The organism is Corynebacterium amycolatum (genome assembly GCF_016889425.1).
Taxonomy (GTDB): Bacteria; Actinomycetota; Actinomycetes; order Mycobacteriales; family Mycobacteriaceae; genus Corynebacterium; species Corynebacterium amycolatum.
The window spans coordinates 803,574-827,435 of record NZ_CP069513.1; the positions used below are offsets into that span (position 1 = coordinate 803,574).

General features: G+C 59.7%; 17 protein-coding genes. 11 read left to right on the forward strand and 6 right to left on the reverse strand.

The features are described from left to right. Positions 1 to 20: 20 nt before the first annotated feature. Positions 21 to 1,127, reverse strand: a complete 1,107-nt coding sequence (locus I6J19_RS03560; protein WP_052155552.1) for an NAD(P)H-dependent flavin oxidoreductase — start codon at positions 1,125 to 1,127, stop codon at positions 21 to 23. A 109-nt stretch (positions 1,128 to 1,236) separates the two neighbouring features. Beyond that, the gene (gene betA / locus I6J19_RS03565; protein ID WP_038626911.1) at positions 1,237 to 2,976 is read right to left on the reverse strand and encodes a choline dehydrogenase; all 1,740 of its coding nucleotides are present in this window, start codon (positions 2,974 to 2,976) and stop codon (positions 1,237 to 1,239) included. Positions 2,977 to 3,374: 398 nt separating this feature from the next. On the opposite strand from betA, the gene betT reads away from it, so the two are divergent. The 3 genes from betT (at position 3,375) to I6J19_RS03580 (ending at position 8,034) form a co-directional block, all read left to right on the forward strand. Then, positions 3,375 to 5,495 carry a choline BCCT transporter BetT gene (gene betT, locus I6J19_RS03570; RefSeq protein ID WP_371199686.1) on the forward strand — a complete coding sequence of 707 codons (2,121 nt, stop codon included), beginning with the start codon at positions 3,375 to 3,377 and terminating at the stop codon, positions 5,493 to 5,495. Next, positions 5,496 to 7,064, forward strand: a complete 1,569-nt coding sequence (locus I6J19_RS03575; protein WP_038626905.1) for an aldehyde dehydrogenase family protein — start codon at positions 5,496 to 5,498, stop codon at positions 7,062 to 7,064. A gap of 142 nt (positions 7,065 to 7,206) precedes the next feature. Further along, positions 7,207 to 8,034: a CDP-alcohol phosphatidyltransferase family protein gene (locus tag I6J19_RS03580; RefSeq protein ID WP_081913972.1), complete on the forward strand. Its 828-nt coding sequence runs from the start codon at positions 7,207 to 7,209 to the stop codon at positions 8,032 to 8,034. Here the strand turns inward: I6J19_RS03580 and I6J19_RS03585 are convergent. Continuing rightward, positions 8,031 to 9,041 (reverse strand): hypothetical protein, encoded by a 1,011-nt coding sequence (locus tag I6J19_RS03585; protein WP_038626902.1) that lies wholly within the window; start codon positions 9,039 to 9,041, stop codon positions 8,031 to 8,033. The two genes, I6J19_RS03580 and I6J19_RS03585, sit on opposite strands and share 4 nt — an antisense overlap. 204 nt (positions 9,042 to 9,245) lie before the next feature. Between I6J19_RS03585 and I6J19_RS03590 the strand changes: the two genes are divergently transcribed. The 8 genes from I6J19_RS03590 to I6J19_RS03625 all read left to right on the forward strand — a co-directional run bounded on the left by I6J19_RS03590 (position 9,246) and on the right by I6J19_RS03625 (position 20,073). Beyond that, positions 9,246 to 10,730 (forward strand): YeeE/YedE thiosulfate transporter family protein, encoded by a 1,485-nt coding sequence (locus I6J19_RS03590; protein ID WP_038626900.1) that lies wholly within the window; start codon positions 9,246 to 9,248, stop codon positions 10,728 to 10,730. 76 nt (positions 10,731 to 10,806) lie between these two features. Next, the gene (locus tag I6J19_RS03595) at positions 10,807 to 11,478 is read left to right on the forward strand and encodes a YdhK family protein (RefSeq protein ID WP_080972903.1); all 672 of its coding nucleotides are present in this window, start codon (positions 10,807 to 10,809) and stop codon (positions 11,476 to 11,478) included. 676 nt (positions 11,479 to 12,154) lie between these two features. Then, a complete protein-coding gene (locus tag I6J19_RS03600; RefSeq protein WP_016421618.1) occupies positions 12,155 to 12,247 on the forward strand; it encodes a potassium-transporting ATPase subunit F in 93 nt (30 codons plus the stop codon). Further along, complete coding sequence (gene kdpA / locus I6J19_RS03605) at positions 12,244 to 13,896, forward strand: potassium-transporting ATPase subunit KdpA (RefSeq protein WP_038626898.1); 1,653 nt, start codon at positions 12,244 to 12,246, stop codon at positions 13,894 to 13,896. The genes I6J19_RS03600 and kdpA overlap by 4 nt, the downstream gene beginning before the upstream one ends. Beyond that, on the forward strand, positions 13,893 to 16,001 hold the full coding sequence (gene kdpB / locus I6J19_RS03610; protein ID WP_038626896.1) for a potassium-transporting ATPase subunit KdpB: 2,109 nt from the start codon (positions 13,893 to 13,895) through the stop codon (positions 15,999 to 16,001). Before kdpA ends, kdpB begins: the two co-directional genes overlap by 4 nt. An 81-nt stretch (positions 16,002 to 16,082) precedes the next feature. After that, positions 16,083 to 16,673, forward strand: a complete 591-nt coding sequence (gene kdpC / locus I6J19_RS03615; protein WP_038626894.1) for a K(+)-transporting ATPase subunit C — start codon at positions 16,083 to 16,085, stop codon at positions 16,671 to 16,673. Between the two features lie 46 nt (positions 16,674 to 16,719). Then, a complete protein-coding gene (locus tag I6J19_RS03620) occupies positions 16,720 to 19,323 on the forward strand; it encodes a sensor histidine kinase (RefSeq protein WP_038626891.1) in 2,604 nt (867 codons plus the stop codon). Between the two features lie 6 nt (positions 19,324 to 19,329). Then, positions 19,330 to 20,073, forward strand: coding sequence for a response regulator transcription factor (locus I6J19_RS03625; protein WP_052155551.1), 744 nt, complete (start codon positions 19,330 to 19,332; stop codon positions 20,071 to 20,073). A 209-nt stretch (positions 20,074 to 20,282) separates the two neighbouring features. Here I6J19_RS03625 and I6J19_RS03630 read toward each other — a convergent pair whose 3' ends face one another. From I6J19_RS03630 to I6J19_RS03640, 3 genes are read right to left on the reverse strand one after another with little or no spacing between them, the layout of a single operon-like run. Further along, the gene (locus I6J19_RS03630; RefSeq protein ID WP_038626866.1) at positions 20,283 to 21,965 is read right to left on the reverse strand and encodes a dipeptide ABC transporter ATP-binding protein; all 1,683 of its coding nucleotides are present in this window, start codon (positions 21,963 to 21,965) and stop codon (positions 20,283 to 20,285) included. Continuing rightward, positions 21,962 to 22,942 (reverse strand): ABC transporter permease, encoded by a 981-nt coding sequence (locus I6J19_RS03635; protein ID WP_038626864.1) that lies wholly within the window; start codon positions 22,940 to 22,942, stop codon positions 21,962 to 21,964. Before I6J19_RS03635 ends, I6J19_RS03630 begins: the two co-directional genes overlap by 4 nt. Beyond that, on the reverse strand, positions 22,935 to 23,861 hold the full coding sequence (locus I6J19_RS03640) for an ABC transporter permease (RefSeq protein WP_038626862.1): 927 nt from the start codon (positions 23,859 to 23,861) through the stop codon (positions 22,935 to 22,937). The genes I6J19_RS03635 and I6J19_RS03640 overlap by 8 nt, the downstream gene beginning before the upstream one ends. Position 23,862 lies beyond the last annotated feature (1 nt).

Sequence of the window (23,862 nt, forward strand, 5' to 3'; positions counted from 1 at the left end):
ATAGCTTCGGTGGTTTCGTATTACTCGGCGGAGCCGGAAAGCTCCGCAACGACATCGCCCGCATATTGATCCTCGCACTGAGAAAAAGCAATACCCGCCCATAAGTTGAGATATTCAGGATCGCTGGTCTTATTCGCTGCGCCGCGAATCGGCGTGGTCAAGTAGTGCAATTGCGGGTAAAGCTCCGGCGCGACCCTAGAAAACTCCCGGGTAAACGTGTTCTCAATTGCCCGCGCGGGCTTGCCGGAAAAGGCGTGGGTCAAAACGGTGTCGCGCTCCGTGAGCTCACGCAATGCCCGTAGGTGCGTCTCCTTCGTACCCGCCTCTGCGGTGGTGAGGAACCGTGTGCCAACTTGTACAGCCGTCGCACCAGCATCCAAAAGCTTGACGACGTCCTCTCGGTGGCCCACCCCACCAGCGGCGATGATGGGTGCATCGGTAACTGCACTCGCCTCGGTGACCGCTTGGGCGAGCTCTTCTACAGAGGCCCCAATGTTGTCGGACGAGTCTTTACCCCTCACGAATGCACGATGGCCACCCGCGGCTAGTCCTTGCAGAACAATGCGATCAGCGCCAGCTACAGCCGCCGCCCGCACCCCCTCGATCGAGGTCGCATTCAGCACCACTTTGCGGCCAGATTCCTTTACCCGAGCAACGACTTCTTTATCTGGATAGCCAAAGGTGAAGGAGACGAACTCCAGCGCATCGGGGTTGGGCAGAAAATCATCAGCGAGAATTGCCTCGATTTTCGCCGAGAAGTAGTCATCTGACCAGGTCGGAGTGTCAGGCAAGTCGATGTCGAAGTGGTCTGCCGCCGACACTAAGCGGTCGCGAAACGTGGTCCACTGCGCAAGCTCCTCCTCGGAGGTTCCGCCACCGGCGTCAGCCGTGTTGAGGCAGAAGAGGTTGATGCCGAAACCTTTGCCCTCGTCAAGCAGCGCGCACGTCTGCCGTGCCTGCTCAGTGAGCTTTTCAACAGTGAGATATCCAGCGGCAAGCGTGCCGACCCCACCAGCATTGGAAACTGCAGCGACGAGTTCGGGCGTGGATGGACCACCGGCCATCGGTGCCAAGATGATTGATGAGCGTCGTAGGTTTTCGGGTGATTGCGAGGTTGTGCTGCTCATAGGGCGAGAGTAACACTAAGGCCGGATTCCCCCATGTGGGAGAACCCGACCAATGCCGACGAACGGCGTTGCGCAATAGACTCCGCGCTACCCGCTACCGCCTCAAGAACTACTTATTGTTCTCCGGCGGATCCAGCGGCATACCCTGGCCGGCGCGGTAGAACGGAATGTCCTGCGGTGCCAGCGGAGTCTTGCCGGCGATGAGGTCAGCGGCCTTTTCGGCAATCATCATGGTCGGTGCGTAGATATTGCCGTTGGTGATGCCCGGCATGACCGAAGCGTCAACCACGTAGAGGCCCTCGGTGCCGTGAACCTGCATGGTTTCCGGATCGACCACGGCCATCTCGTCGGAGGCCGGACCCATCTTGCAGGTGCAGGATGGGTGCAGTGCGGTCTCGGCATCCTTGCGGACCCACTCGAGAATTTCCTCGTCGGTCTGCACATCTGCACCCGGGGAAATCTCGCCGTCGGTGTACTCCTTCATTGCCGGGGTGTCCAGCAGCTTACGGGAGACCTTGACAGCCTCGACCCATTCACGGCGGTCCTGATCAGTGGACAGGTAGTTGAACAGAATCGACGGCTTGACCTTGATGTCAGAGGACGTGATGTGGACATGGCCACGGGCGTCCGAGTACATCGGACCAACGTGGAACTGGAAACCGTGCGGGCTATCGATCTTCGTGCCGTCGTAACGCATGGCCAGCGGCAGGAAGTGGAACATCAGGTTCGGGTAGGGCTCGTTGTCGTTGGAGCGTGCGAAACCGCCGCCTTCGAAGTGCGACGTTGCCACTGGACCCTTGTGGGTGAGCAGCCACCACAGGCCGATGAACGGCCAACGCCACTTCTCCAGGTACGGCTGTGAAGACACAGGCTGGGTGGCGTTGTACTGAATGTAGACCTCCAGGTGGTCCTGCAGGTTCTCGCCGACACCAGGCAGGTGCTTGACGACGTTCACTCCGGCGGCATTCAGAATCTTCTCATCGCCAACGCCGGAGACCTCGAGCAGCTGCGGAGAGTTGAAAGCGCCACCACAGAGGATGACCTTGTCTGCTCGCACCTGGTGAGTGCGACCCTTCCAGGTGTACTCAATGCCGACGGCCTTGGTGCCCTCGAAGAGGACGCGGGTGGCTTCTGCGCGGGTGCGGAGTTCCAGATTCGGACGCTGCAGGGCCGGGTGCAGGTATGCACGAGCTGCGGAGAGACGGCGGCCCTTGTCGATGTTTGCGTCGAAGGGACCGAAGCCCTCCTGGCGGTAGCCGTTGACGTCCGGAGTGTAGTTGTAACCAGCCTGCTGGACCGACTTAAAGAAGGCCTTGAACAGCGGAGAATCGGCCGGACCGCGCTTCATACGCAGCGGGCCGTCGTGGCCGCGGCGTGGGTCGTCCTTGTCGGAGCCCAGCGCATTTTCCATGCGCTTGAAGTACGGCAGAACATGGTTCCAACCCCAGTTCTCCAGCCCCTTGGTGTCGCCCCACTTGTCGTAGTCCATCGGGTTACCGCGCTGGTAGATCTGGCCGTTGATGGAGGAGGAGCCGCCGACGACCTTGCCGCGGGCATGGTAGATGCGGCGACCGTTCATCTCCGGTTCCGGCTCGGATTCGTACTTCCAGTCGTAGTACTTGTTGCCGATTGGGAAGGAGAATGCCGAAGGCATGTGAATGTAGAGGTCCCAGAGGGAGTCCATACGGCCGGCCTCGAGTACGAGCACGTGCTGAGTGTGGTCTGCGGACAGCCGGTTGGCCAGCACAGAGCCGGCAGAGCCCGCGCCAACGATGACGACGTCGCGGTGTTCGACTGTGGTGTTGCCATTCTTTTTACCGAAGTTGAAGACAGCCGGGAAAGCTCCCATGTTCTGGTGTACCTCCGTAGGTTGTTTGCCGATGTATATCGGAATGGGTTTCAAGGAGTGCGATAAGCCTCAAGTAATATTTAAAGGCGGGCCCTATATATTGATATTGGAATAAGTGGCCGGAGACGTATCTCAAATCCCCTTCACCTATATAGAATGGCACACAATTGGTATTCAATTCCAGTTCGGATGATTTTAGACGCCTTGAAAACTGGGTAAATATGCAGGTGAAGGTGTTGATGTTGGAATTGGAGAATTCTTCTGAATCGATTCTCAGACTTGAGGGATTATTCAAACTAGGTATGCTGGGTTAGTTCCCGAATCTGAAGGATTTTCCTATGTCTGATACTCCGCCAACTGAGAAGGTAACGGAGGAAAAATCTGAATCGTCGCAAGAAATGCAGCGATCGCAGTCGGTCCCTCCACAACAAGCGCAAGCGAGTGCGACCTCTGAGCCTGAGGTCAACTGGCCTGTATTTATTATTTCAGGCGTTGGTATTCTCGCCATTGCCCTGTGGGCTATTTTTGCTCCGGACAATGCAGCGGGCACCCTAGCGGGCATTGTCGCCTGGGTATCGAAGAACTTCGGCTGGTTCTATATTGTGACCGCGACGGTGGCAGTGCTCTTCATGCTCTACGTCGCTATCTCGCGAACAGGGCAGATTAAGCTCGGCCCCGATCACGCCAAGCCTCAGTTTGGTCTGTTTTCCTGGGCTTCCATGCTCTTTGCCGCGGGTATCGGCATTGACCTGCTCTTCTTCTCGGTAGCAGAGCCGGTGGCACAGTACTATGGCCCGCCGACTGGAGACGCAGAGACCATCGAAGCTGCACGTCAGGCAGTGGTGTTCACGCTTTTCCACTATGGCGTGACCGGTTGGGCACTCTACGCCCTGATGGGTATGGCATTCGGCTACTTCGCCTATCGCCTCAATATGCCGCTGACCATTCGTTCGGCGCTCTATCCGATTATCGGCAAGCGCATCCATGGCCCCGCTGGTGAAGCAGTCGAAATCGCGGCGATGCTGGGTACCATTTTCGGTGTCGCAACCTCGCTCGGTATCGGCGTCGTCCAGCTGAATTACGGCCTGCGCGTGCTGTTCGGGGTGGATGAGAGTACGTCCTGGCAGATCGCTCTGATCGTCGTGGCTGTATCGGTGGCTATCGCCTCCGCAGTTTCCGGTGTTGATAAGGGAATTCGTCGTCTCTCGGAGCTCAACGTTGGCCTGGCCATCTGCTTGATGCTCTACATCCTGATTACCGGCCGCACTGCGTTCCTGTTTGACGCACTGGTGATGAACGTCGGTGAGTACGTCTCGAAGTTCCCGTCCATGACTATGGATACTTACGCGTTCTCCGGTGCACAGGAATGGTTGAACTCCTGGACCCTGTTCTTCTGGGCTTGGTGGGTGGCCTGGGCACCGTTCGTCGGTTTGTTCCTGGCCCGTATTTCCCGTGGCCGTAGCCTGCGCCAGTTTGTCGTCGGCACGCTGACCATTCCATTCCTCTTCGTCCTGATGTGGGTGTCGGTATTCGGTAACTCGGCGCTGGACCTGGTCATCAATGGCGATTCGGAGTTTGGCCAGACTGCACTGGATTACCCGGAGCGTGCCTTCTACCTGCTGCTGGAGCAGTACCCGGCGCCGATGATGGTGGCTGCAGTCGCATCTCTGATTGGCCTGTTGCTCTACATCACCTCGGCGGACTCGGCGGCACTGGTGATGAGTAACTTCACTTCGAAGATCACCGACACACAGCAGGACGGTAAGAAGTGGACCCGTATTTTCTGGGCTGTCGTGGTCGGTGTGCTGACCATCTCCATGCTCTATGTCGGTGGTATTCCGACGCTGCAGTCGGCAACGATTGTGATGGGTCTGCCGTTTGCCTTTGTCATCTATCTGGTGATGTATGGCCTGTTTAAGTCGCTGCGACTGGAGCTGTTGCAACAGGATTCGACACGTCGAGCCCTCCACGGGGCGATGTCGGGCCGCGCCGTAGATGGCCGACAGGGCGACTGGCGCAATCGACTTGCCCGCTCCATGTCCTTCCCGGGCAAGAAGCCAGTCATGCGCTACCTCGACCGAGTGGTGCAGCCCGCACTTGAACAGGTGGCAGATGCTATCAGGGAACGTGGCGGTGAAGTGACGCTGCACCGTGAACCAGCAGAAGAAGTCGGCATCGACCAGATTGACCTGCAGGTCGGATTCGGCGAGGAGATGAGCTTCCGATACCAGGTCTATCCGGTTGAACACTTGACGCCGTCCTTTGCCGGCCTGGTACACCTGGACAGTGATGCCGACATTTACTACTACCGCCTCGAGGTATTCACACTGACCGGCTCTCTTGGCTACGACGTTTACGGCTACACCCAAGAGCAGCTGATTTCCGATGTCCTCGATCTCTACGAACGGCACCTGGAGTTCCTGCATATGCAGGCTGATCTCCCGGGCACCTCAGATCTGTCCGATAATGCCGAACCTGTCCGCGAATGGTCTGACGACTACGCCAAGGAGGATTCCTAAATGACCTTTGAGCCTTCCACTACTGATAAGGCCCTCGCACCCGAGACCGCCAAATCCCACGAAGGCGCGGCCACGCTGTTCATCAACGGCGCCTGGTCCGCTGCAGCCGCTGGCAACACTCGCACTATCGAGTGCCCGGCCGATGGCTCTTTCATCGCCGAAGTTGCGGAAGCAGACGCGACCGACACCGAGCGCGCCATCGCCGCCGCCGACGCTGCTTTCCGACGTACCGGAGAAGGTTCCTGGGCATCCTGGAGCACAGCTGAGCGCAGCAGGTTGGTACTCGACATCGGTGCTGCCATCAGGCAGCGTAAGGATGAATTTGCCTGGGCAGAGGCTATGGATACCGGCAAGCGCCTGCCTGAGGCGGCAGCCGATATGGATGACATCATCGCCTGCTTCGAGTACTTCGGTAAGCTCGCGGGCAATGATGCCGGTCGTCTCGTGGATGCGGATGACCCGTCCGTCGTCGCGCGTATTGTGCGTGAACCTGTCGGTGTCTGTGGCCTGATCACGCCGTGGAACTACCCACTGCTGCAGACCGCATGGAAGGTCGCACCGTGCCTGGCCACGGGCAATACCTTTGTGCTCAAGCCGGCGGAGCTGACTCCGCACACAGCAATTCTGCTCATGCACGTCATCGATGATCTGGGTGTTCCGGCAGGTGTTGCCAACCTCATTACCGGCGCTGGCGCCGAAGCGGGCGCACCGTTGTCCTCGCATCCGAAGGTGGACATGGTCTCCTTCACTGGCGGTCTTGTCACTGGCAAGATTATTGCTGGTGAAGCAGCCAAGTCCGTGAAGAAGGTTGCACTTGAGCTCGGCGGCAAGAACCCGAACATCATCTTCGCCGACGCTGACTACGAAGCTGCTTTGGACAATGCCCTCAATGCTGCGTTCCTGCACTCCGGTCAGGTCTGCTCGGCGGGCGCTCGCTTGATTGTGGAGGAGTCCATCGCCGAGAAGTTTGTCGACGATTTGGTCGAGCGCGCCGGACACATCCAGCTCGGTGGTCCGCTCGACGAGAAGGCCGAGACCGGTGCGCTGATTTCGAAGCAGCATCTGGATAAGGTCGCGGCATACGTTGATCGGGCGCGTGAGCAGGGCGCTCGCGTGCGCGTGGGCGGCGAGATTGCCACCGGCGCCACCGCTGACGGTTCCGCCTCGCTTGCCGACGGCTACTTCTACCTCCCAACCGTGATTGACCAGGTCACTCGCGAGATGGACTGCGTTCACGACGAAGCCTTTGGCCCGGTGGTGACGGTGGAGACCTTCACCACGGTTGATGAGGCCATCGAGATTGGCAACGACACCGAATACGGCCTGGCCGGTGCGGTGTGGACATCCAACCGTGAGGTGTCTGAGCGCGTCTCCCGCGGGCTGCGCCACGGCACCGTCTGGATTAACGACTTTGGTCCCTACCTGCCACAGGCCGAATGGGGTGGCTTCGGCCAGTCCGGTATTGGCCGCGAGCTGGGCCCGACCGGCCTGGAAGAGTACACCGAAGCCAAGCTGGTCTACGAGAACACAGCGCCGGCTGTTACCGGTTGGTTCGAGGATCGTCGTTAAATAACTCGGCACAAGCCCGAGCAAAAATACGGGAAAACGACCCATCGGCCGTTATACTCACCGATTGAAAAAATCGACTCTGCGCACAACTGCGATAAAGGTTTGCAGTTGTGCGCATTTTGTTCTCTAAAGGACATCTGCCGTGAACGCTACTATCCGCTCCGACAATGCCAGTTCCGCTGTTGCCGATAATTCCGCTGCTGTCTCGACTGCCAACACCGATGCTGCCATCACCGCTGCGACCTTCACCCGCTTCACCCGGCGTCAGCATGTCATCGCTTGGGCGGTGCATGCCTTCACACTGACAGGTTTGGTGTGGGCGACGCTGGCTGTGGTCGCACTGCTGGAGAGTCGCCCACATTGGATGTGGCTCTGGTTGGGCATTGCCCTTGTCGTCGATGGTGTCGACGGCAATATGGCGCGTAAACATCACATCAAGGAAGTCGTCCCGTGGTTTAACGGCGCAGTGGTGGACAACATCGTCGACTATCTCACCTGGACCGCCATTCCCGCAGCTTTCATGGTCATGTACCTGCCGCTGGGGCCACGTCCATTGGCAATTTCCCTGATAATCCTGGTGCTGGTGTCATCGATGTTCTGCTATGCCAACGAAGCCGCCAAGTCCGGCGACTACTACTTCGTTGGTTTCCCCGCCGCGTGGAACATCGTGGCGGTTTTGCTGTGGGTATGGAACGCGCCCATGGCGGTGTGCATCGCTGCAATCTTTATCTTCAGCGCAATGACGCTGGTGCCGCTGCACTACACGCATCCATTCCGCGTGGAACGCGGCAGGATTGCCAACATTGCCGCAACGTTCATCTGGATTATCTCGACCGGTACTCTCATCGCAGGTGAGACGACGGCAGCGTCGTTAAGCAGTACAGCAGTTCACGGGCTTGTGGCTGTGAACGTTGCCGCCGGTGCCTGGCTGATTATTGGGGGAGTGCGGCGCTCGCTCAGCGGTCGCTAGCCGCCGCTGGTGGGTGGTTTTCGCAGGATTTCATAGATGACTCGGTCGCGCAGCCAGCGAACGTATTCAACGGCGCACGCCGCGACAATCAGCGCGATGACAAAGATGGTGACCCACACCGGATAATCGCGCCCGTTGGCCCAGAAGTAGACGTAGGGCGAGACGAAAGTCACTAGAGTGATCAGGAGCCCCAGCATTCTTCGGCCGAATGAGCGGCCGGTGATCATCTCGACAATTCCCCAGGTGTAGGGGATAGCGGTAATGATGTCGATGCTCCACAGCACCCAGACATTGCCGTGGAATCCGGGGACAAAAACCACAGGTAGCGCGCGGAGCGAAGAGTAAACCATCACCACCAGATACGCGAGCACTTTCGGGTTATAGAGCAGGCGCCACACGGGGTTGCGCTCTATGAGTTTGGTTCCGACTTTGCGTAGTGCATGCAGGTTCTTGTGCTGCATGACCAGCGTATTCGTACCCTCCATCAGGTACGTCAGCAGTTTTTGCTGCTCGCGCGTACCGTGGGCCCAGGTCTGCACCAGCTCGGTCGGCGAAATGGCGATGGGCACCAGTGGTTCTCCGCGTTGCTTCATGGCATCGGGAAGCTCCAGGACATCGTCATCGAGCTTATCGACGGCCAGTGCCTCGCCCACCACATGAACGATGTCGCCGCCGAGGATGTTTCGTACCCTCTCCACGTCGCTGTGGGACAGTGAGCTTAACCAGAGTAGCTGTCGGGAGGAAATCGCCATTCGCAAGGCGGTACCTAGAGCTTCTGCCGCGTCATCGATGGCATAAAAGTCCTGCACGTTGGTGTGGGCGAGTGAACGCAAGCTGTCGACTATTGCGACATTTTTGGCGTTGAGCTCGCTGAGACGGGCGACGCCGGAGATGTCAATGACCAGTTGTGGGGCAAGGGTGAAAGCGTGTGCAAAGGGCAGGTCGAGTATCGAGCGCATCGCAAGGAGCCGCTGGTGCCCAGCCAGGGCTGAATTCTGTGCGCTCATAGTGTTTAGCTTGCCACAACTTGCGTTTATCACCAGCAACTATACGGTTCGGTCTGTCTATTGATAAGTGCTCTGCTCTGCGAAAACGCCGTTAAGTTGGACTTTCTTCGGTGATTGAAGTAGTTTCTAACCCACGAATAGACAGGTCTGTTCATAAAGGTTTAAATGGCGGGCTTGTCCACAAAACTTAGGAGAACTACTTTCATGCTCATCTCAGGACTAGCGCTGGGCGCCGTGCTCGGCTTTGTTATGCAGCGAGGACGCTTCTGCGTCACCGGCTTCCTGCGCGATATCTTTACTCAGCGCAGCTGGCGCGGCTTCGTCGCGCTACTGATTGTTATTTCCTTCCACGCCATCGGCCTGGCCGCACTGACCAGCGCCGGCGTGATTACTCCCGAATACAACGAACTGGCACCGGTGGCCGTTATCGTCGGTGGTGTTATCTTCGGGCTGGGTATCGTCCTGGCCGGTGGCTGTGCCTCGGGTACCTGGTACCGCTCGGGTGAGGGCCTGATCGGCTCTTGGATCGCACTGGTCTTTTACGCCCTATCCGCTGCTGCTATGAAGACTGGCTTCCTCAATGGCCTGCAGAATTCCCTGAAGGACCGCACCGTCGGCCTGACCAGCATTCATGCCTCTCTCGGCATTAGCATTTGGCCACTGGTCATCGCGCTGAGCGCCGTCACGGCATACTTCGCCGTCCGCTTCCTGCGCGAAGAATTCTCCGGCCCGCGCCCGGTAACTCTGGCACCGCGTAAGTCCGGTCTCGCGCACATCCTGGCTGAGAAGCCCTGGCACGTGTACGCCACCGCCGCCATCGTCGGTGTACTGGGCGTGATTGCATGGCCGCTGTCCGCCGCCACCGGCCGCAACGATGGCCTCGGCATCACCACTCCGTCCTCCAACCTCGCTAACTACGTTGTCACTGGTGACACCGAGCGTTTCGACTGGGGCGTCCTCCTCGTCCTCGGCATCCTCGTCGGTTCCTTCATCGCCGCCAAGGCATCCGGCGAATTCCGTCTCCGCGTCCCGGACGCTACGCAGGGCGCTCGCTCCGTCGTCGGCGGCATCTTCATGGGTGTTGGCGCTGCGTGGGCCGGCGGCTGCACCGTCGGCAACGGCATGGTTCAGACCTCGCTGTTCAGCTACCAGGGTTGGCTTGCGCTGGCGTCCATCGCCGCAGGTGTCGCTATCGCCGCCAAGCTTTGGCTGAAGCCGTCCGCACCTTCGCTTAACGACGTCCCGAGCACCTCTTCCACCACCAACGACACGGCGGTATCGGCAGCGGCTCCGGTCGCTTCGGCTGCTACTTCTCCTGTGTCCCTGCCGAGCAGCGACGGTGTCGGTGCCGCTGGCGCCGAGGCCTCCCCGCTGGCGGGTGCCTTTGCTGTCGCTCCGGTGGCGTTGCTCGACCGGAGCGTCGTCAAGCAGGAAGACGGCAAGCTAAAGCCGCTGGGCGATGGGCGATACGAGCTCGACACCGTCGGCGCGGTGTGCCCATTCCCGTTGATCGAGGCCAAGGATGCAATCAACAAGATTGAGGTCGGCGAGGAGCTGGTGATTCCATTCGACTGCACCCAGGCCACGGATGCGATTCCGCGCTGGGCTGCGAAGGATGGCCACGAGGTCACCAACTTCGAGCAGACCGGCGAGGCTGGTTGGACGATTTCCGTCCGCCGAGGGCGATAAGTCCTGGTGGCGTTAGAGAAGCGTCGGTAGGGTGAGGGCATAGATTGATTGACATCAACAACAAAGGAGCTTGACCATGGCAAAGAATATCCGACCACTTAATGCGCTTGTAGCCGCAGGTGCCGCCAGCGTGCTTGCGCTGGCCGGTTGCTCCTCCGACGATTCGACTAATACCGAAGCAAGCAGCACTGTTAGCGAGACCAGCTCGTCGGCAACGGCAACCAGCTCTGAGGACACGGGCGACATGGATGACATGGACGATGCCGATGGCCACGGTGAGCACGGCGACCATGATGACGATGCAATGGCTGGCCATGATCACCCGGCCGATGGCGGTCCGGCTCCCGAGGGAATGGCTCCGGCTGACAACGCGAAGTTTCCGGTCGGCAGTGAAGTGAAGGTTCTGGCTGATCATATGCCGGGCATGAAGGGTGCAGAAGGCAAGGTTGTTGGTGTTTTCAACACCACCACGTACTCCGTGTCCTACACTCCGACCGATGGCAGTGAACCGGTGAAGGATCACCGTTGGGTTGTTCATGAGGAGCTGGAGAACCCAGGTGAGGCTCCGCTTGCCGACGGCTCCGAGATCACCATCAATGCCGAGCACATGGCGGGCATGAAGGGCGCCAAGGGCACTGTTGATTACTCCACCCAGGAGCCGGTCTACATGGTTGATATCGACGAAGACGGCATGACCATGAAGAACCACAAGTGGGTTACCGAAAGCGAGCTCGCACCGGAGGACTAACTAGTCAGGCTTAGTCAGCCACTTCTAGGTTGGTTGCTTCGGGCCGGTTGCTTCGGCCTAACTCAATCCATTAAAACCGGGTATCACGCAGGAAGTGTGGTGCCCGGTTTTTTTTATGCTTCGCGCCTATGCTCCGTGTCCAAAAACCTTCGGGTAGCGCGTGGTCCGGCTGGGGCGGAGACGGCGGGGACGGGGCCGGCGAGGGCAGGGGCGGCGAGGGGCAGGGGCGGTCGGCCACTTGTCGATGAGCTATTCACCTGTCGATGCGCTATAGCGTGGCCATCAGTGAATAACGCATCGACAAGTGCTCAGGTAGACCCCACAACGTGCGCATAAGTGGCGGAAAACCATCGATAAGACAAGGGAAGTCATCGACAGGTCACGGAAAACCATCGATAAGTCGGCAACACCAGTGCGCCTGCTCAGTCCACTCAGCCCCGAAGCTGGTATTAATTCGCCGCGTACCTGCATTGGCACTTTCTTAATCAGAAGTGCATTCGCGCATCTCTAAGCGCATAACCCCAGTTCAGTCGGGTGTTAAAAAAGCGTTAATAGGTGCCCGCCGCAGTAGGTATGGGTGTTTTATAACTGTCATGTTCGTAGACATTTTGCTTCTTCTACTCACCATTGCGGCCTTCCTGCTACTGCAGGGCTGCGCAAAGGCGGTGAAGAAACTATGACGTGGGAATTGATCGTCGGCGCCATTTTAGGTTTGGCGGCATTGGGCTATGTCCTGGTCGCCCTGATTGATCCGGAGCGATTCTCGTGAGCAACGTCATTATGGGATTTGTCCCGGTAATCATCGTGATGGCCGCACTGGCCATCCTTTACATCCCGCTCGGCAATTACATGGGGCGGGTATTCACCACTGATAAACACTTGGGTGTTGAGCGCGGTTTCTACCGCGCCATCGGTGTGCGCCCAGAGGCCAACCAGCACTGGACAAAGTACACCGCCAGTGTGTTGAGCTTCTCCGCTGTCAGCGTCATCTTCGTCTACCTGCTGCAGCGAGTGCAGCAGTGGCTACCGCTCAACCACGGCAAGGGCCCAGTTTCTCCGGACCAGGCGTGGAACACCGCGGTGTCGTTTACCACCAACACCAACTGGCAGTCCTACTCCGGTGAAGAAGCCATGACAGTGCTAACCCAGATGGCTGGCCTGGCAGTTCAGAACTTCGTCTCCGCCGCAGTCGGTATTGCAGTGGCGGTGGCGCTGGTCCGAGGCCTGGCCAACCGTCACGGTGACGGCAACATCGGCAACTTCTGGGTAGATCTGACTCGTACCGTCCTGCGAGTGCTGCTGCCCATCGCCGCTATTGGTGCAATTCTGCTGATTTCGCAGGGTGCCATCCAGAATTTCTCGGCCCCACAGACTATCCAGACTGTCACCGGCGGCAGCCAGACTATCCCGAGCGGTGCCGTGGCATCGCAGGAGGTCATCAAGGAATTGGGCACCAACGGCGGTGGCTACTTCAACGCCAACTCCGCGCATCCATTTGAAAACCCGAATGCGTGGACCAACATGCTGGAAATCTTCCTTATCCTGTTGATTCCGGTCTCGTTGACCAGGGCATTCGGTGTCATCATCGGTGACAAGCGCCAGGGCTGGGCAATTCTGTCCACCATGGCGGTGCTCTACTTCATCTCTCTGGCTGTCGTTATGTCCAGCGAGACTGCGCTGCAGACCTTCCAAGGTGGCGGCATGGAGGGCAAGGAAATGCGCTTTGGCGTGCTGCCGAGTTCCTTCTTTGCGGTGACCACCACCATGACGTCGACAGGCGCGGTGGACAGCTTCCACTCCAGCTACTCACCACTGGCAGGCGGCATGCTCATGCTGAACATGCTGCTGGGCGAGATCAGCCCTGGTGGTGTGGGCTCCGGTCTCTACGGCATGCTCATCATCGCCATCCTGACCGTATTCATCGCCGGCCTGATGGTCGGCCGTACCCCGGAATACCTGGGCAAGCGCATTGGTGTTTCGGAAATCACCAAGGTTTGCCTTTACGTCCTGGTCATGCCAGTGCTGGTGCTGGCAGGTGTCGGTATCTCCACCATGCTGCCGTCGACGCTGGACTCCGTGTCCGCTGACGGACCGCACGGTTTCTCCGACCTGATCTACGCCTTCACCAGTGCGTCCAACAACAATGGTTCGGCATTCGCGGGCTTCGGTGCCGATACCCCGTGGTTCAACATGAGCCTCGGTTTCGCCATGCTGTTTGGTCGCTTTCTTCCAATTGCCATGGTGCTGGGTCTGGCTGGTGACTTCGCCAAGCAGCGACCAGCCGCCGAGACCGCTGGCACCCTGCCAACTCACCGACCGCAGTTTGTCGGCCTGACCGTTGCCATCGCAATCATCGTCAGCGCCCTGACCTTCCTACCAACCCTCGTCCTAGGTCCGCTGACGGAGGCCCTGTCATGAGCAAGAATTCCAACGCATCTTCCGCATTTTCTCCCAGCGCACTGAAAGCGGCTCTGCCGCTGGCGCTGAGCAAGATGAACCCGCGCCAGCTCATCGCCACCCCGGTGATGTTCCTGGTCGAAGTCGGTGCCGCATTTACGCTGGTCCTGGCCATTGCGCACCCGTCGCTGTTCAGTATTTCCATCACGGTGTGGCTGTGGTTGACGGTACTTTTTGCAACGCTGGCGGAAGCCGTCGCTGAGGGCCGCGGCAAGGCACAGGCGGAATCGCTGCGCGCTTCGCGCACCACCTCTGATGCCTTCAAGCTCAACAACAGCGCCAACGCCGCTGCAGCACTGGAGAACCCAGCCGCGCAGACCACCAAGGTCGCGGCCACGGACCTGGTTCCGGGTGACATCGTCATCGTCTCCGCCGGCGAGCCGATTCCCGCCGATGGCGACGTGATCGTCGGCGCTGCCAGTGTCGATGAGTCCGCCATTACCGGTGAGTCCGCGCCGGTCATCCGCGAGGCCGGCGGTGATCGCTGCGCGGTCACCGGTGGTACACGCGTGCTTTCCGACGCCATCGCCATCGAGGTCACCACCATGCCCGGTGAGAGCTTCATGGATCGCATGATTGGTCTGGTCGAAGGCGCACAGCGCAAGAAGACTCCGAACGAGCTGGCACTTGGTTCCCTGCTGCACGTGTTGACCCTGATCTTCCTCATGGTCGTCATCGCCTTGGCACCAATGGCTGTCTTCAACGGCGCTGAGCAGGACCCATTGGTACTGGTCGCACTGCTGATCTGCCTGATCCCGACCACTATCGGCGCGCTGCTGTCCGCTATTGGTATCGCCGGTATGGACCGCCTGGTTCAGCACAACGTGTTGGCCATGTCGGGCCGTGCGGTTGAGGCCGCTGGTGACGTCGCCACGCTGCTGCTAGACAAGACCGGCACCATCACCTTCGGTAACCGTCAGGCTGCGGAGTTCTCCGAGGTCGGCGACACCACGCACGCTGAATTGGTACACGCCTGCCAGCTTTCTTCGCTTGCCGACGAAACCCCCGAGGGCCGCTCCATTGTCGAGCTCGCGGAAACCGAATCGAATGAACGCATCGACGAATCCGTCTATGCCAATGCGACCTTCATTCCCTTTACCGCTCAGACTCGTATGAGTGGTATCGAGTTCCCCGCTACCGGCGGCGAGAAGAAACGCAAGGTAGTCAAGGGTGCCGCAATGGAGATTGTGAAGCTGATGAAGTGCATCGGTGCCACCGTGCCGCCCGAGGTCGATGGCATTGTCCAGCGCATTTCGGAAGCGGGCGGTACCGCGCTGGTGGTCGCCGAGGTATTTGGCGGCGACGAAGTAACCAGCGGTGAGTCCGGACGAGTGCTGGGTGTTATTTATCTCAAGGACGTCGTTAAGCCTGGCATGCGCGAGCGTTTCGATCAGCTGCGTGAAATGGGCATTCGTACCGTCATGATCACGGGCGACAATGCGGTGACGGCGCATGCGATTGCGAAGGAGGCCGGCGTCGACGATGTGCTCGCTGAGGCCACCCCGGAGCAGAAGCTAGAGTTGATCCGCAAGGAGCAGTCGAAGGGACGCCTGGTCGCCATGACCGGTGACGGCACCAACGATGCACCGGCATTGGCGCAGGCAGATGTGGGCGTGGCAATGAACACTGGTACGTCGGCGGCGAAGGAAGCGGCCAATATGGTGGACCTGGATTCGGACCCGACCAAGCTCATTGACGTGGTGGGAATCGGCAAGCAGTTGCTGATTACCCGCGGTGCGCTGACCACCTTCTCCATTGCCAATGACGTGGCGAAGTACTTCGCCATCATTCCAGCCATGTTCGTCACGGCGCTGCCTGGCCTGGACAAGCTCAACATCATGAACCTGCACTCACCGGAAAGCGCCATCCTGTCTGCGGTGATCTTCAACGCGCTCGTGATTGTCGCCTTGATTCCGCTGGCTCTCAAGGGCGTGAAGTACCGCGCCGGGTCGGCTGCCTCACTGCTGAGCCGCAACCTGCTCATCTTCGGTGTCGGTGGCATCATCGCACCGTTTGTCGGCATCAAAATTATTGACCTCCTGCTCTCCGGAGTGTTCGGGATGTAAGTGCCTTGGCCTCGCGCCAAACGGCGCAGCCAGCGCACAGCACTTGGCATCTCGCAACATGTGAAAAGAATCGAGAAGGACATGAACAAGAACTTTCGGTTGGTATCCACCACAATCAAGGCATATTTGCTGCTCACCGTGGTTATCGGCCTGCTGTACCCAGCCGCAATCTGGGTAGCGGGGCGAATCTGGTCCGATAACGCTGATGGCTCGATGATGTATGACTCCGCAGGCAAGGCCCAGGGCTCGGAGCTCATTGCCCAAGAAGTGACAAAGCCGGGATTTTTCTACCCGCGCCCGTCTGCTGCGGGGGATAATGGCTACGACGCGATGTCGTCTTCGGCATCGAACGTGTCGCCGTATAGCAAGGAGTTCCAGGCTGAAATCGAACAGCGCCGCACCGATGTCGCTGCCCGCGAGGGCATCGACCCGGCTCAGGTACCGGTGGAGGCAGTCACCGCCTCCGGTTCCGGTCTGGATCCGCATATCTCCGAGAAGTACGCACAGCTGCAAGCACCGCGCGTGGCCAAGGAGCGCAACCTGCCACAGGCAGAGGTTGAGCGGTTGATCTCGGAAAATAGTGAAAAAGCAATTACGGAACAGGGCTCGCAGGATGGTGGGCGACTGGTCAACGTCGTAAAGCTGAACGCCGCTCTGACAGGCGGACAGTAAGCATCCTGCGATTGGGCAAGGTATGGCAAGTAAAGGTCTGTAAGAAATGGCCAAGCGAGGAAAACTGAAGGTCTACCTGGGGTTCGCCCCGGGCGTGGGTAAGACGTGCGCCATGTTGAGCGAGGGGCACGATCTGTACTCCCGTGGGCACGAGGTAGTCATTGGTCTGGTGGAACACCACGGTCGCGAGCGGACGAAGAAGCTCATCGAAGGCCTGCCAGTGTTGGATTGTCGAAAGGTGTCCTACCGCGGCAACACCTATCGTGAGCTGGATGTTGATGCGATTATCGAGATGCGTCCCGAGGTCGCCCTCGTCGATGAGCTCGCGCACACCGTCGTTACCGATGAGCCGGACAACGAGTTCGTTCAGCAACGCAAGCGCTGGCACGATGTCTACCAGCTTCTCGACGCAGGCATCGACGTCATCTCGACGATGAACATCCAGCACTTGGAATCGCTTAACGACGTCGTTGCGGCCGTCACCGGCGTGCGCCAGATGGAGACGGTACCCGACCGTGTCCTCCGCGATGCGGACGAGATTGAGCTCATCGACTTGAGCCCGGACGCCCTGCGCATCCGCCTGTCTCGCGGCGAAATCTACCGCAAGGAGCAAGCGGAACTAGCGCTGCGCAAGTACTTCCGCCCGGGCAACCTCAGCGCCCTGCGTGAGCTGGCACTTTTGTGGCTGGCTGACAAGGTCGAGGAGGTGCTCGATGCCTACCGCGAAGACGAGGAGATCGACGACCACTGGACCACGCGTGAGCGCGTCGTGGTGGCCGTGCGCGATGATGAGAACGCGGAGTCCATGATTCGCCGCGGTGCTCGTATGACCGGTCGCGTGGCCGGCCGCGAGATGATTGTCGTGCACATTACCGGCGAGGACGACGGCCTTGACCGCGGGTATCTGCGTCGGCTGCGCAAGCTGCAGGATCTCACCGAGTCGCTGGGTGGGCAGTGGCGCACCATCGTGGGCGATGATGTGCCGGGAATTCTGCTGGAGTTCTCCCGCACGGTCAATGCATCGCAGCTGGTCATTGGCTCGGAGCGAGGACTGCGGCGCTACGTGGGCTTAAGTACCTCGCAGCGCATCATCGACCAGGCTGGGCCCATCGATGTGCACATCATCTCCTCAAGCTCAGAGAAGAAAGCCAAGCGGCGCAAGAAACTGCGCTCTCGCTTTTCCAAGGAGCGACGTATCACCGGTTGGCTGCTGGCACTGGTGGGGCCAGTGCTACTGACGTTGCTGCTCTACCAGCTGGACACCGGCCCGGAGTTCCTGGGCGTACTGCTGCTGACCTATCTGATGCCGATAGTCTTCGCCGCTATGGCGGCAGGGTTGGTGCCAGCGCTGGCGGCAGTGGTGGTCTCCTCAATTCTGGCAAACTGGTACTTCACCGCTCCGGTGAACACCCTGACTATCACCGAGCCGGCCAGCTTGGCTCAAATCCTGCTCTTCGGTGTGATTGCGGCGGCTGTGGCGACGGTGGTGGAGCGTTCCGAGCGCCGCCGCGAGATGGCGGACAGGAGTCTGCATCAGGCAGTCGTAATGTCCGAGTTGGCACACGGTGTCGTCCACGATGGCGACAACATGTCCAACCTGGTCCACAGCTTGGCGGATACGTTCTCGATGGAGCGCGTGGACGTGCAGCGTTACTCCTCAGAGCGCAAGAAGTGGTTGACCATTGTCACCACCGCCGAACACGGCTTGTCCGAACCGTGGCCGACAGAGCTGCCGATGACTAAGGTCAGCTCCGGCGATGACCTGCGCTTTGTGCTCAGTGGCCGTGAACTCACCGCCGCTGAGACTGCCATGATTGCGGCTCACGGTTCCCGCATCCGGGCGCTCATGGACATGGAGGAAATCGCCGCGATGCGCCGCGCCACCGCTGCCCTCGAGGCGGGCAACCGCGTGGGCAGCGCGGTGCTGACCGCCGTTTCACATGACCTGCGCACACCGCTGGCCAGCATCAAGGCTGCGATCTCCAGCATGAACATGGAGGACGTCGAGCTTGACGACGAAACGCGTCTCATCCTCATGGAGACAATCGAGAGTTCCGCTGACCGCCTAGAGGTGGTCATTGGCAACCTACTCGATGCCAGCCGCATCGACTCCAGCACCAAGCGGGTGGAAAGTGTGCCGGTTAGCGTCTCCGATGTTGTGGACGCGGTATGTGCGGAGCTGCCGGAAGCCGCAGGTCACATTGACCGCGATATTGACCATGACGCCTGCATGGTGGAAGGCGATCCTGGGCTGATCCAGCGCATTGTTTCCAACATCGTCATCAACGGCCGTCAGTACGCACCGGAGTCGAGCCTGACCATTCGTACGCGGCCCAGCGAGCGCGGTGTGCGCGGTCCCGCCGACATGCCGGTTATGGGCTCGCTGGGTGCTATCGCTGCGAGCGCATGCATAGACATTTTGATCATTGACCACGGTAAGGGCATCCCGGAGGATAAGTTGGAGGAGATTTTTCAACCGTTCCAACGCCTTGGCGACTACTCGGCACAATCTCAGGGCCTTGGTCTGGGACTTGCCGCCGCCTCGCGTTTTGCCGACGCCATGGGAGGCGCCATCCGCGCCGAACAGACACCCGGCGGCGGTGCTACCTTCGTGCTGACGTTGCCGCGTGCAATGGGCGAGAGAAAGTAGGATTCCATGAATCTCAGTTCAGGACAACCCGCTGGTCAGGCTGGCAACAAACCCGGGCGAAAGATACTCATCGTCGAGGATGATGTCGCCATGGCCCGCACTGTGCTTGTCAGTTTAAAAGCCCGCGGTTACGAGCCACGTGTCGCGCAAACGGCCACGCGGGCGTTAGCCGCGGACAGCGAGTGGAAGCCCGACGCCGTTCTCCTGGATCTGGGCTTGCCCGATGTCAGTGGCCTGGAAGTTCTGCGTTCTTTGCGCAGGTGGAGCGATATTCCAGTGCTGATTGTCTCCGCACGTCACGACGAGGCGGGGAAAGTCAACGCCCTCAATGAAGGGGCCGATGACTACGTCACCAAGCCTTTCTCGATGGGGGAGTTGTTGGCTCGGCTGCGTTCAACCATGCGGCGTGCTAGCAAAGTAGTGGTCGAAGAGGTGCCGAAGGTGACCTCCGCAGATGGTCATCTAATGGTTGACCTGGCCAAACGGCAAGTTCTCGTGGCGGACGAGCTCGTGCATCTGACCCCGCGCGAGTGGGACATCCTGGTCTACCTGGTGCAGCATCGTGGCGAACTGGTGACCAAACTGGAGCTTCTCAAGGCCGTCTGGGGTGACCAGTACGAAAAAGAGACCAACTACCTGCGCGTTTACATCTCCCAGCTGCGCCACAAGATTGAGCCTCAGCAGGCTCACAACAAGTACTTGCGCACTGAGGTGGGGGTCGGTTATCGCATGGTGCTGGACGAGGAGTAGCAGCCGGCTGCTTGCCCGTTCTTGCTTGCCCGCCTGCACGTTCCCGCCTTCCCGCTCGCCTGCCTGCCTCTCCTCGCGACTTCACGACACCTATGTCACCTCATGCCACCTCCACAGCTGGCACGAGGTGACATAGGTGTCGTGAAGTGCGATCTGCCCCAGCCCAGAGGGTGGAGTGAAGTGCTGTGGGGGGGGGCGGCACCGCCTAGCTACAGATCCAAATCCAGCGAAGCGCCCGGAATAGCGTCCAGCAGCCGCTGGGTGTATTCCTTCTCCGGGTGGTCGAAGAGATCGTCGGTAGGACGGTGTTCAACCATCTTGCCGTGCTCCATCACGATGACCTCATCAGCCACCTGCCGCACCACAGCGAGGTCATGCGTAATAAAGAGGTAGGCCAAATCCATCTCTTCCTGCAGCTCAGCAAGCAGTTCGAGCACCTGAGCCTGAACCACCACGTCGAGGGCTGACACCGCCTCGTCACAGACCACAACCTCAGGGTTCAGGGCCAGTGCACGCGCAATCGCAACACGTTGACGCTGGCCACCCGACAGCTCACCGGGGAAGCGGCGACCCATCTCCGCGGGCAGCGCGACGCGGTCGAGAAGCGCGAATACGCGCTGCTCACGCTCCTGCTTGGTGCCAATCTTGTGAATCCGCAGCGGCTCCTCGATGGAGGAATGCACCGTGCGCATCGGGTCCAGCGTCGCATACGGGTTCTGGAAAATCGGCTGAATGCGACGCCGCAGCTCGAGCTCCTCTTTACGATTCCGGCCCTGGACGCGGTTACCGTCGAAAAGCACTTCGCCCTCTGTCGGATCGAGCAGCCCCAGCGCCATATTTGCGACAGTGGACTTACCCGAACCGGACTCGCCCACGATTCCGATGGTGCGACCGCGGCGCAGCGTAAAGCTGATGTCATCGACGGCGCGAAAGGAATCCTTGCGCCACGGACGGTCGCCGGGGATGGCAAAGTCGCGCACCAAGTTCTTCGCGACCAGAATCTCCTTCTGATCCGCATCCGATGTCGTCGGCGCCGCCACCACGCGATCACCGCGGCGGGCAGCCAGCGACGGAGCCGCCGCGATCAGCTGCTTGGTGTATGGATGCTGCGGGCGAGTGAGGACTTCCAGGGCAGGGCCGGTCTCCACGACACGTCCTGCTTGCATAACGACGAGTCGGTCAGCGCGCTCGGCAGCCAAACCGAGGTCATGAGTAATAAGCACCACGGACGTGCCGAGTTCGCTAGTGAGCTTGTCGAGGTGGTCAAGGATCTTCTTCGCCACGGTCACGTCGAGCGCGGAAGTGGGCTCATCGGCAATCAGTAGCTTTGGGTGCGCGGCCAAGCCCATCGCGATAAGTGCGCGCTGGCGCATACCACCGGAGAACTCGTGCGGGTATTGGTCGATGCGCTTTTTAGCATTCGGCAGGCCGGCCTGTTCCAGCAGCTCAATCGCCTTTTTGTGGGCTTCAGAGCCAGTGGCGATGTTATTGGCGCGCAGCGCCTCCTTAATCTGGGAACCGATAGTCCACACCGGATTGAGGTTGGTCATCGGATCCTGGGGGACCAGGCCAATACCGTTGCCGCGGATGCTAACAAACTCGCGGTCCGTCAAGTGTGTGATGTCACGGCCATCGAAGGTGATGGTGCCACCGGTGACTTCACCATCACCGGGCAACAGCCCCAGTGCGGCGTGGACAGTGGTGGACTTACCCGAGCCGGACTCGCCGACAATGGCGACTGTCTCACCGGGGAAAACCTCCAGGTCGACGTTGTGCACCACATCGGTCAACGATTTACTGCGGCGGCCGGACGCTGTGGTCGTCGGAAAGCCAATGCAGACATTCTTCAAGGTGAGAATGGGCGCTGAGGAAGTATTGGTGTCGGTGCTCATCGACGACGCTCCTTCGGGTCGAGAGAATCCTTCAAAGCGTCACCCATGAGGATGAAGCCGAGAACGGTAATCGCCAGGGCGAGTGCTGGCCAGAACAGGTTGGACGGGGCCTGGCGGAGCACCTGCTGTGCGACAGAGATGTCGTTGCCCCAGGAAACGGTGGTCGTCGGCAAGCCAATGCCCAGGTAGGACAGCGTGGCTTCGGCGACGATGTAAATACCCAGTGAGGTCGTGGCCATAACGATGACAGGGGCGAGGCAGTTCGGCAGCACATGGCGGAAGAGAATGCCAGTGTTGGACAGACCGAGCGCCTTGGAAGCGGTGACGTATTCCTCGTTCTTCACCGAAATCACCGAGGAGCGCACTACGCGCGCCATCTGCGGCCAGCCGAAAGCAGCGAGCACGAAGACCACGGACCAGATGGTGCGTTCGGTAAACAGTTGCATCAGCACGATGCCGGCCAGAATCAGTGGAATGGCAAAGAACATGTCCGTGATGCGAGAGAGCACCGCATCGACCCATCCTCCCAGATAGCCAGCGATGGCGCCGAGGATGATGCCGACGATGGTCACGGCCAGGGTGACGCCGATACCGACGATGACCGAGGCGCGGGCACCGTAGATGACGCGGGCGTAGACGTCGTAGCCCTGCTGCGTGAAGCCCATGGGGTGGCCGTCGCGGGCCGGTGCCAGGGAGTCGCGCAGGTTAGCTGCCGACGGATCCACCGAGGTAAACAGCGACGGGAACGCGGCCACTGCGATGGAGAGCAAAATGATGAATGCGGAAACCCAGAACAGTGGGCGGTAACGCAGGTTCTGCCAGGCTGAACCCCACAGACCAAGTGGTGGGTTGTCGGGCAGCTGCTTGTGGTCGGGGTTCGTCGCCGGATTTGGTGCCTGCGCGGTGTTGGCCTGTGCGGTGTTGGCCTGCTTTTCTGGCTGAGTCGAATCTAACTGCGTCGAATCTGGCTTAGGCATAACGAATCCTCGGATCCAGGACTGCGTAGAGCAAGTCGATGAGCAAGTTGGCGAACATGTAAATAACCACCAGGATGGTCACGATGCTGACCACGGTGGGAGCTTCACCAATCTGGACGGCGTGGAAGATCAGGCCACCGATACCGGGCACGTTGAAGATGCCCTCGGTGACGATTGCGCCACCCATCAGAGCGGCGAGATCAGCGCCGATGAAGGTCACAACGGGAATCAGCGAGTTACGCAAGATGTGGCGGCGGGTGACTTCAGAGGTTGGCAAGCCCTTGGCGCGGGCGGTGCGCACGAAGTCAGCATGGCGTGCCGACGAAACCTCCGAGCGCGTCAGTCGCAGAACATAAGCAACCGAGACGAGACCCAGCACGAATGCCGGAAGTAGCAGGGAAGTAAAGGACGCATCGCTACCGACAGTGGGGGAGACAATGTGCCAGCGCACACCGAAGAGGTAGCGGGCAACGAAGCCGAGCACGAAGGTCGGAGTTGCAATGACTAGCAGGGACAGAACCAGGACGGTGGAGTCGAAGAAGCCGCCCTTGCGCATGCCTGCGATGACGCCAAGGCCGATGCCGAAGATTGCCTCAATGGCAACGGCCATCAGTGCCAGGCGAATAGTAATGGGGAAGGCCAGAGCAATTTCCTCGCCGACTGAGCGGCCGGAGAAAGTCTCGCCCATATCCAGTGTGAACAGGCCCTTTAAGTATTCCCAGTACTGGACGAAGAAGGGTTCATCCAGGTGGTAGTGCGCGCGCAGCGCAGCGACCTGCTCCGGCGGCAACTGCTTGTCGCCGGCCAATGCGGCGATGGGGTCACCGGGCATGGCGAAGACCATCGCATAAATCAGCAGCGTGGCACCGAAGAAGACCGGCACCATCTGCAGGAGTCTCTTTCCGATATACCAACCCATG

Bases quoted from the DNA above. Each gene is read 5' to 3' on its own strand.
- I6J19_RS03630 (WP_038626866.1), bottom strand. From the start codon at position 21,965: ATGAGCACCGACACCAATACTTCCTCAGCGCCCATTCTCACCTTGAAG.
- I6J19_RS03620 (WP_038626891.1), top strand. From the start codon at position 16,720: ATGGCCAAGCGAGGAAAACTGAAGGTCTACCTGGGGTTCGCCCCGGGC.
- betT (WP_371199686.1), top strand. From the start codon at position 3,375: ATGCAGCGATCGCAGTCGGTCCCTCCACAACAAGCGCAAGCGAGTGCG.
- I6J19_RS03595 (WP_080972903.1), top strand. From the start codon at position 10,807: ATGGCAAAGAATATCCGACCACTTAATGCGCTTGTAGCCGCAGGTGCC.
- I6J19_RS03575 (WP_038626905.1), top strand. From the start codon at position 5,496: ATGACCTTTGAGCCTTCCACTACTGATAAGGCCCTCGCACCCGAGACC.
- I6J19_RS03585 (WP_038626902.1), bottom strand. From the start codon at position 9,041: ATGAGCGCACAGAATTCAGCCCTGGCTGGGCACCAGCGGCTCCTTGCG.
- I6J19_RS03635 (WP_038626864.1), bottom strand. From the start codon at position 22,942: ATGCCTAAGCCAGATTCGACGCAGTTAGATTCGACTCAGCCAGAAAAG.
- betA (WP_038626911.1), bottom strand. From the start codon at position 2,976: ATGGGAGCTTTCCCGGCTGTCTTCAACTTCGGTAAAAAGAATGGCAAC.
- kdpC (WP_038626894.1), top strand. From the start codon at position 16,083: ATGAACAAGAACTTTCGGTTGGTATCCACCACAATCAAGGCATATTTG.
- I6J19_RS03640 (WP_038626862.1), bottom strand. From the start codon at position 23,861: ATGGGTTGGTATATCGGAAAGAGACTCCTGCAGATGGTGCCGGTCTTC.
- I6J19_RS03625 (WP_052155551.1), top strand. From the start codon at position 19,330: ATGAATCTCAGTTCAGGACAACCCGCTGGTCAGGCTGGCAACAAACCC.
- I6J19_RS03590 (WP_038626900.1), top strand. From the start codon at position 9,246: ATGCTCATCTCAGGACTAGCGCTGGGCGCCGTGCTCGGCTTTGTTATG.
- I6J19_RS03600 (WP_016421618.1), top strand. From the start codon at position 12,155: ATGACGTGGGAATTGATCGTCGGCGCCATTTTAGGTTTGGCGGCATTG.
- I6J19_RS03560 (WP_052155552.1), bottom strand. From the start codon at position 1,127: ATGAGCAGCACAACCTCGCAATCACCCGAAAACCTACGACGCTCATCA.
- kdpB (WP_038626896.1), top strand. From the start codon at position 13,893: ATGAGCAAGAATTCCAACGCATCTTCCGCATTTTCTCCCAGCGCACTG.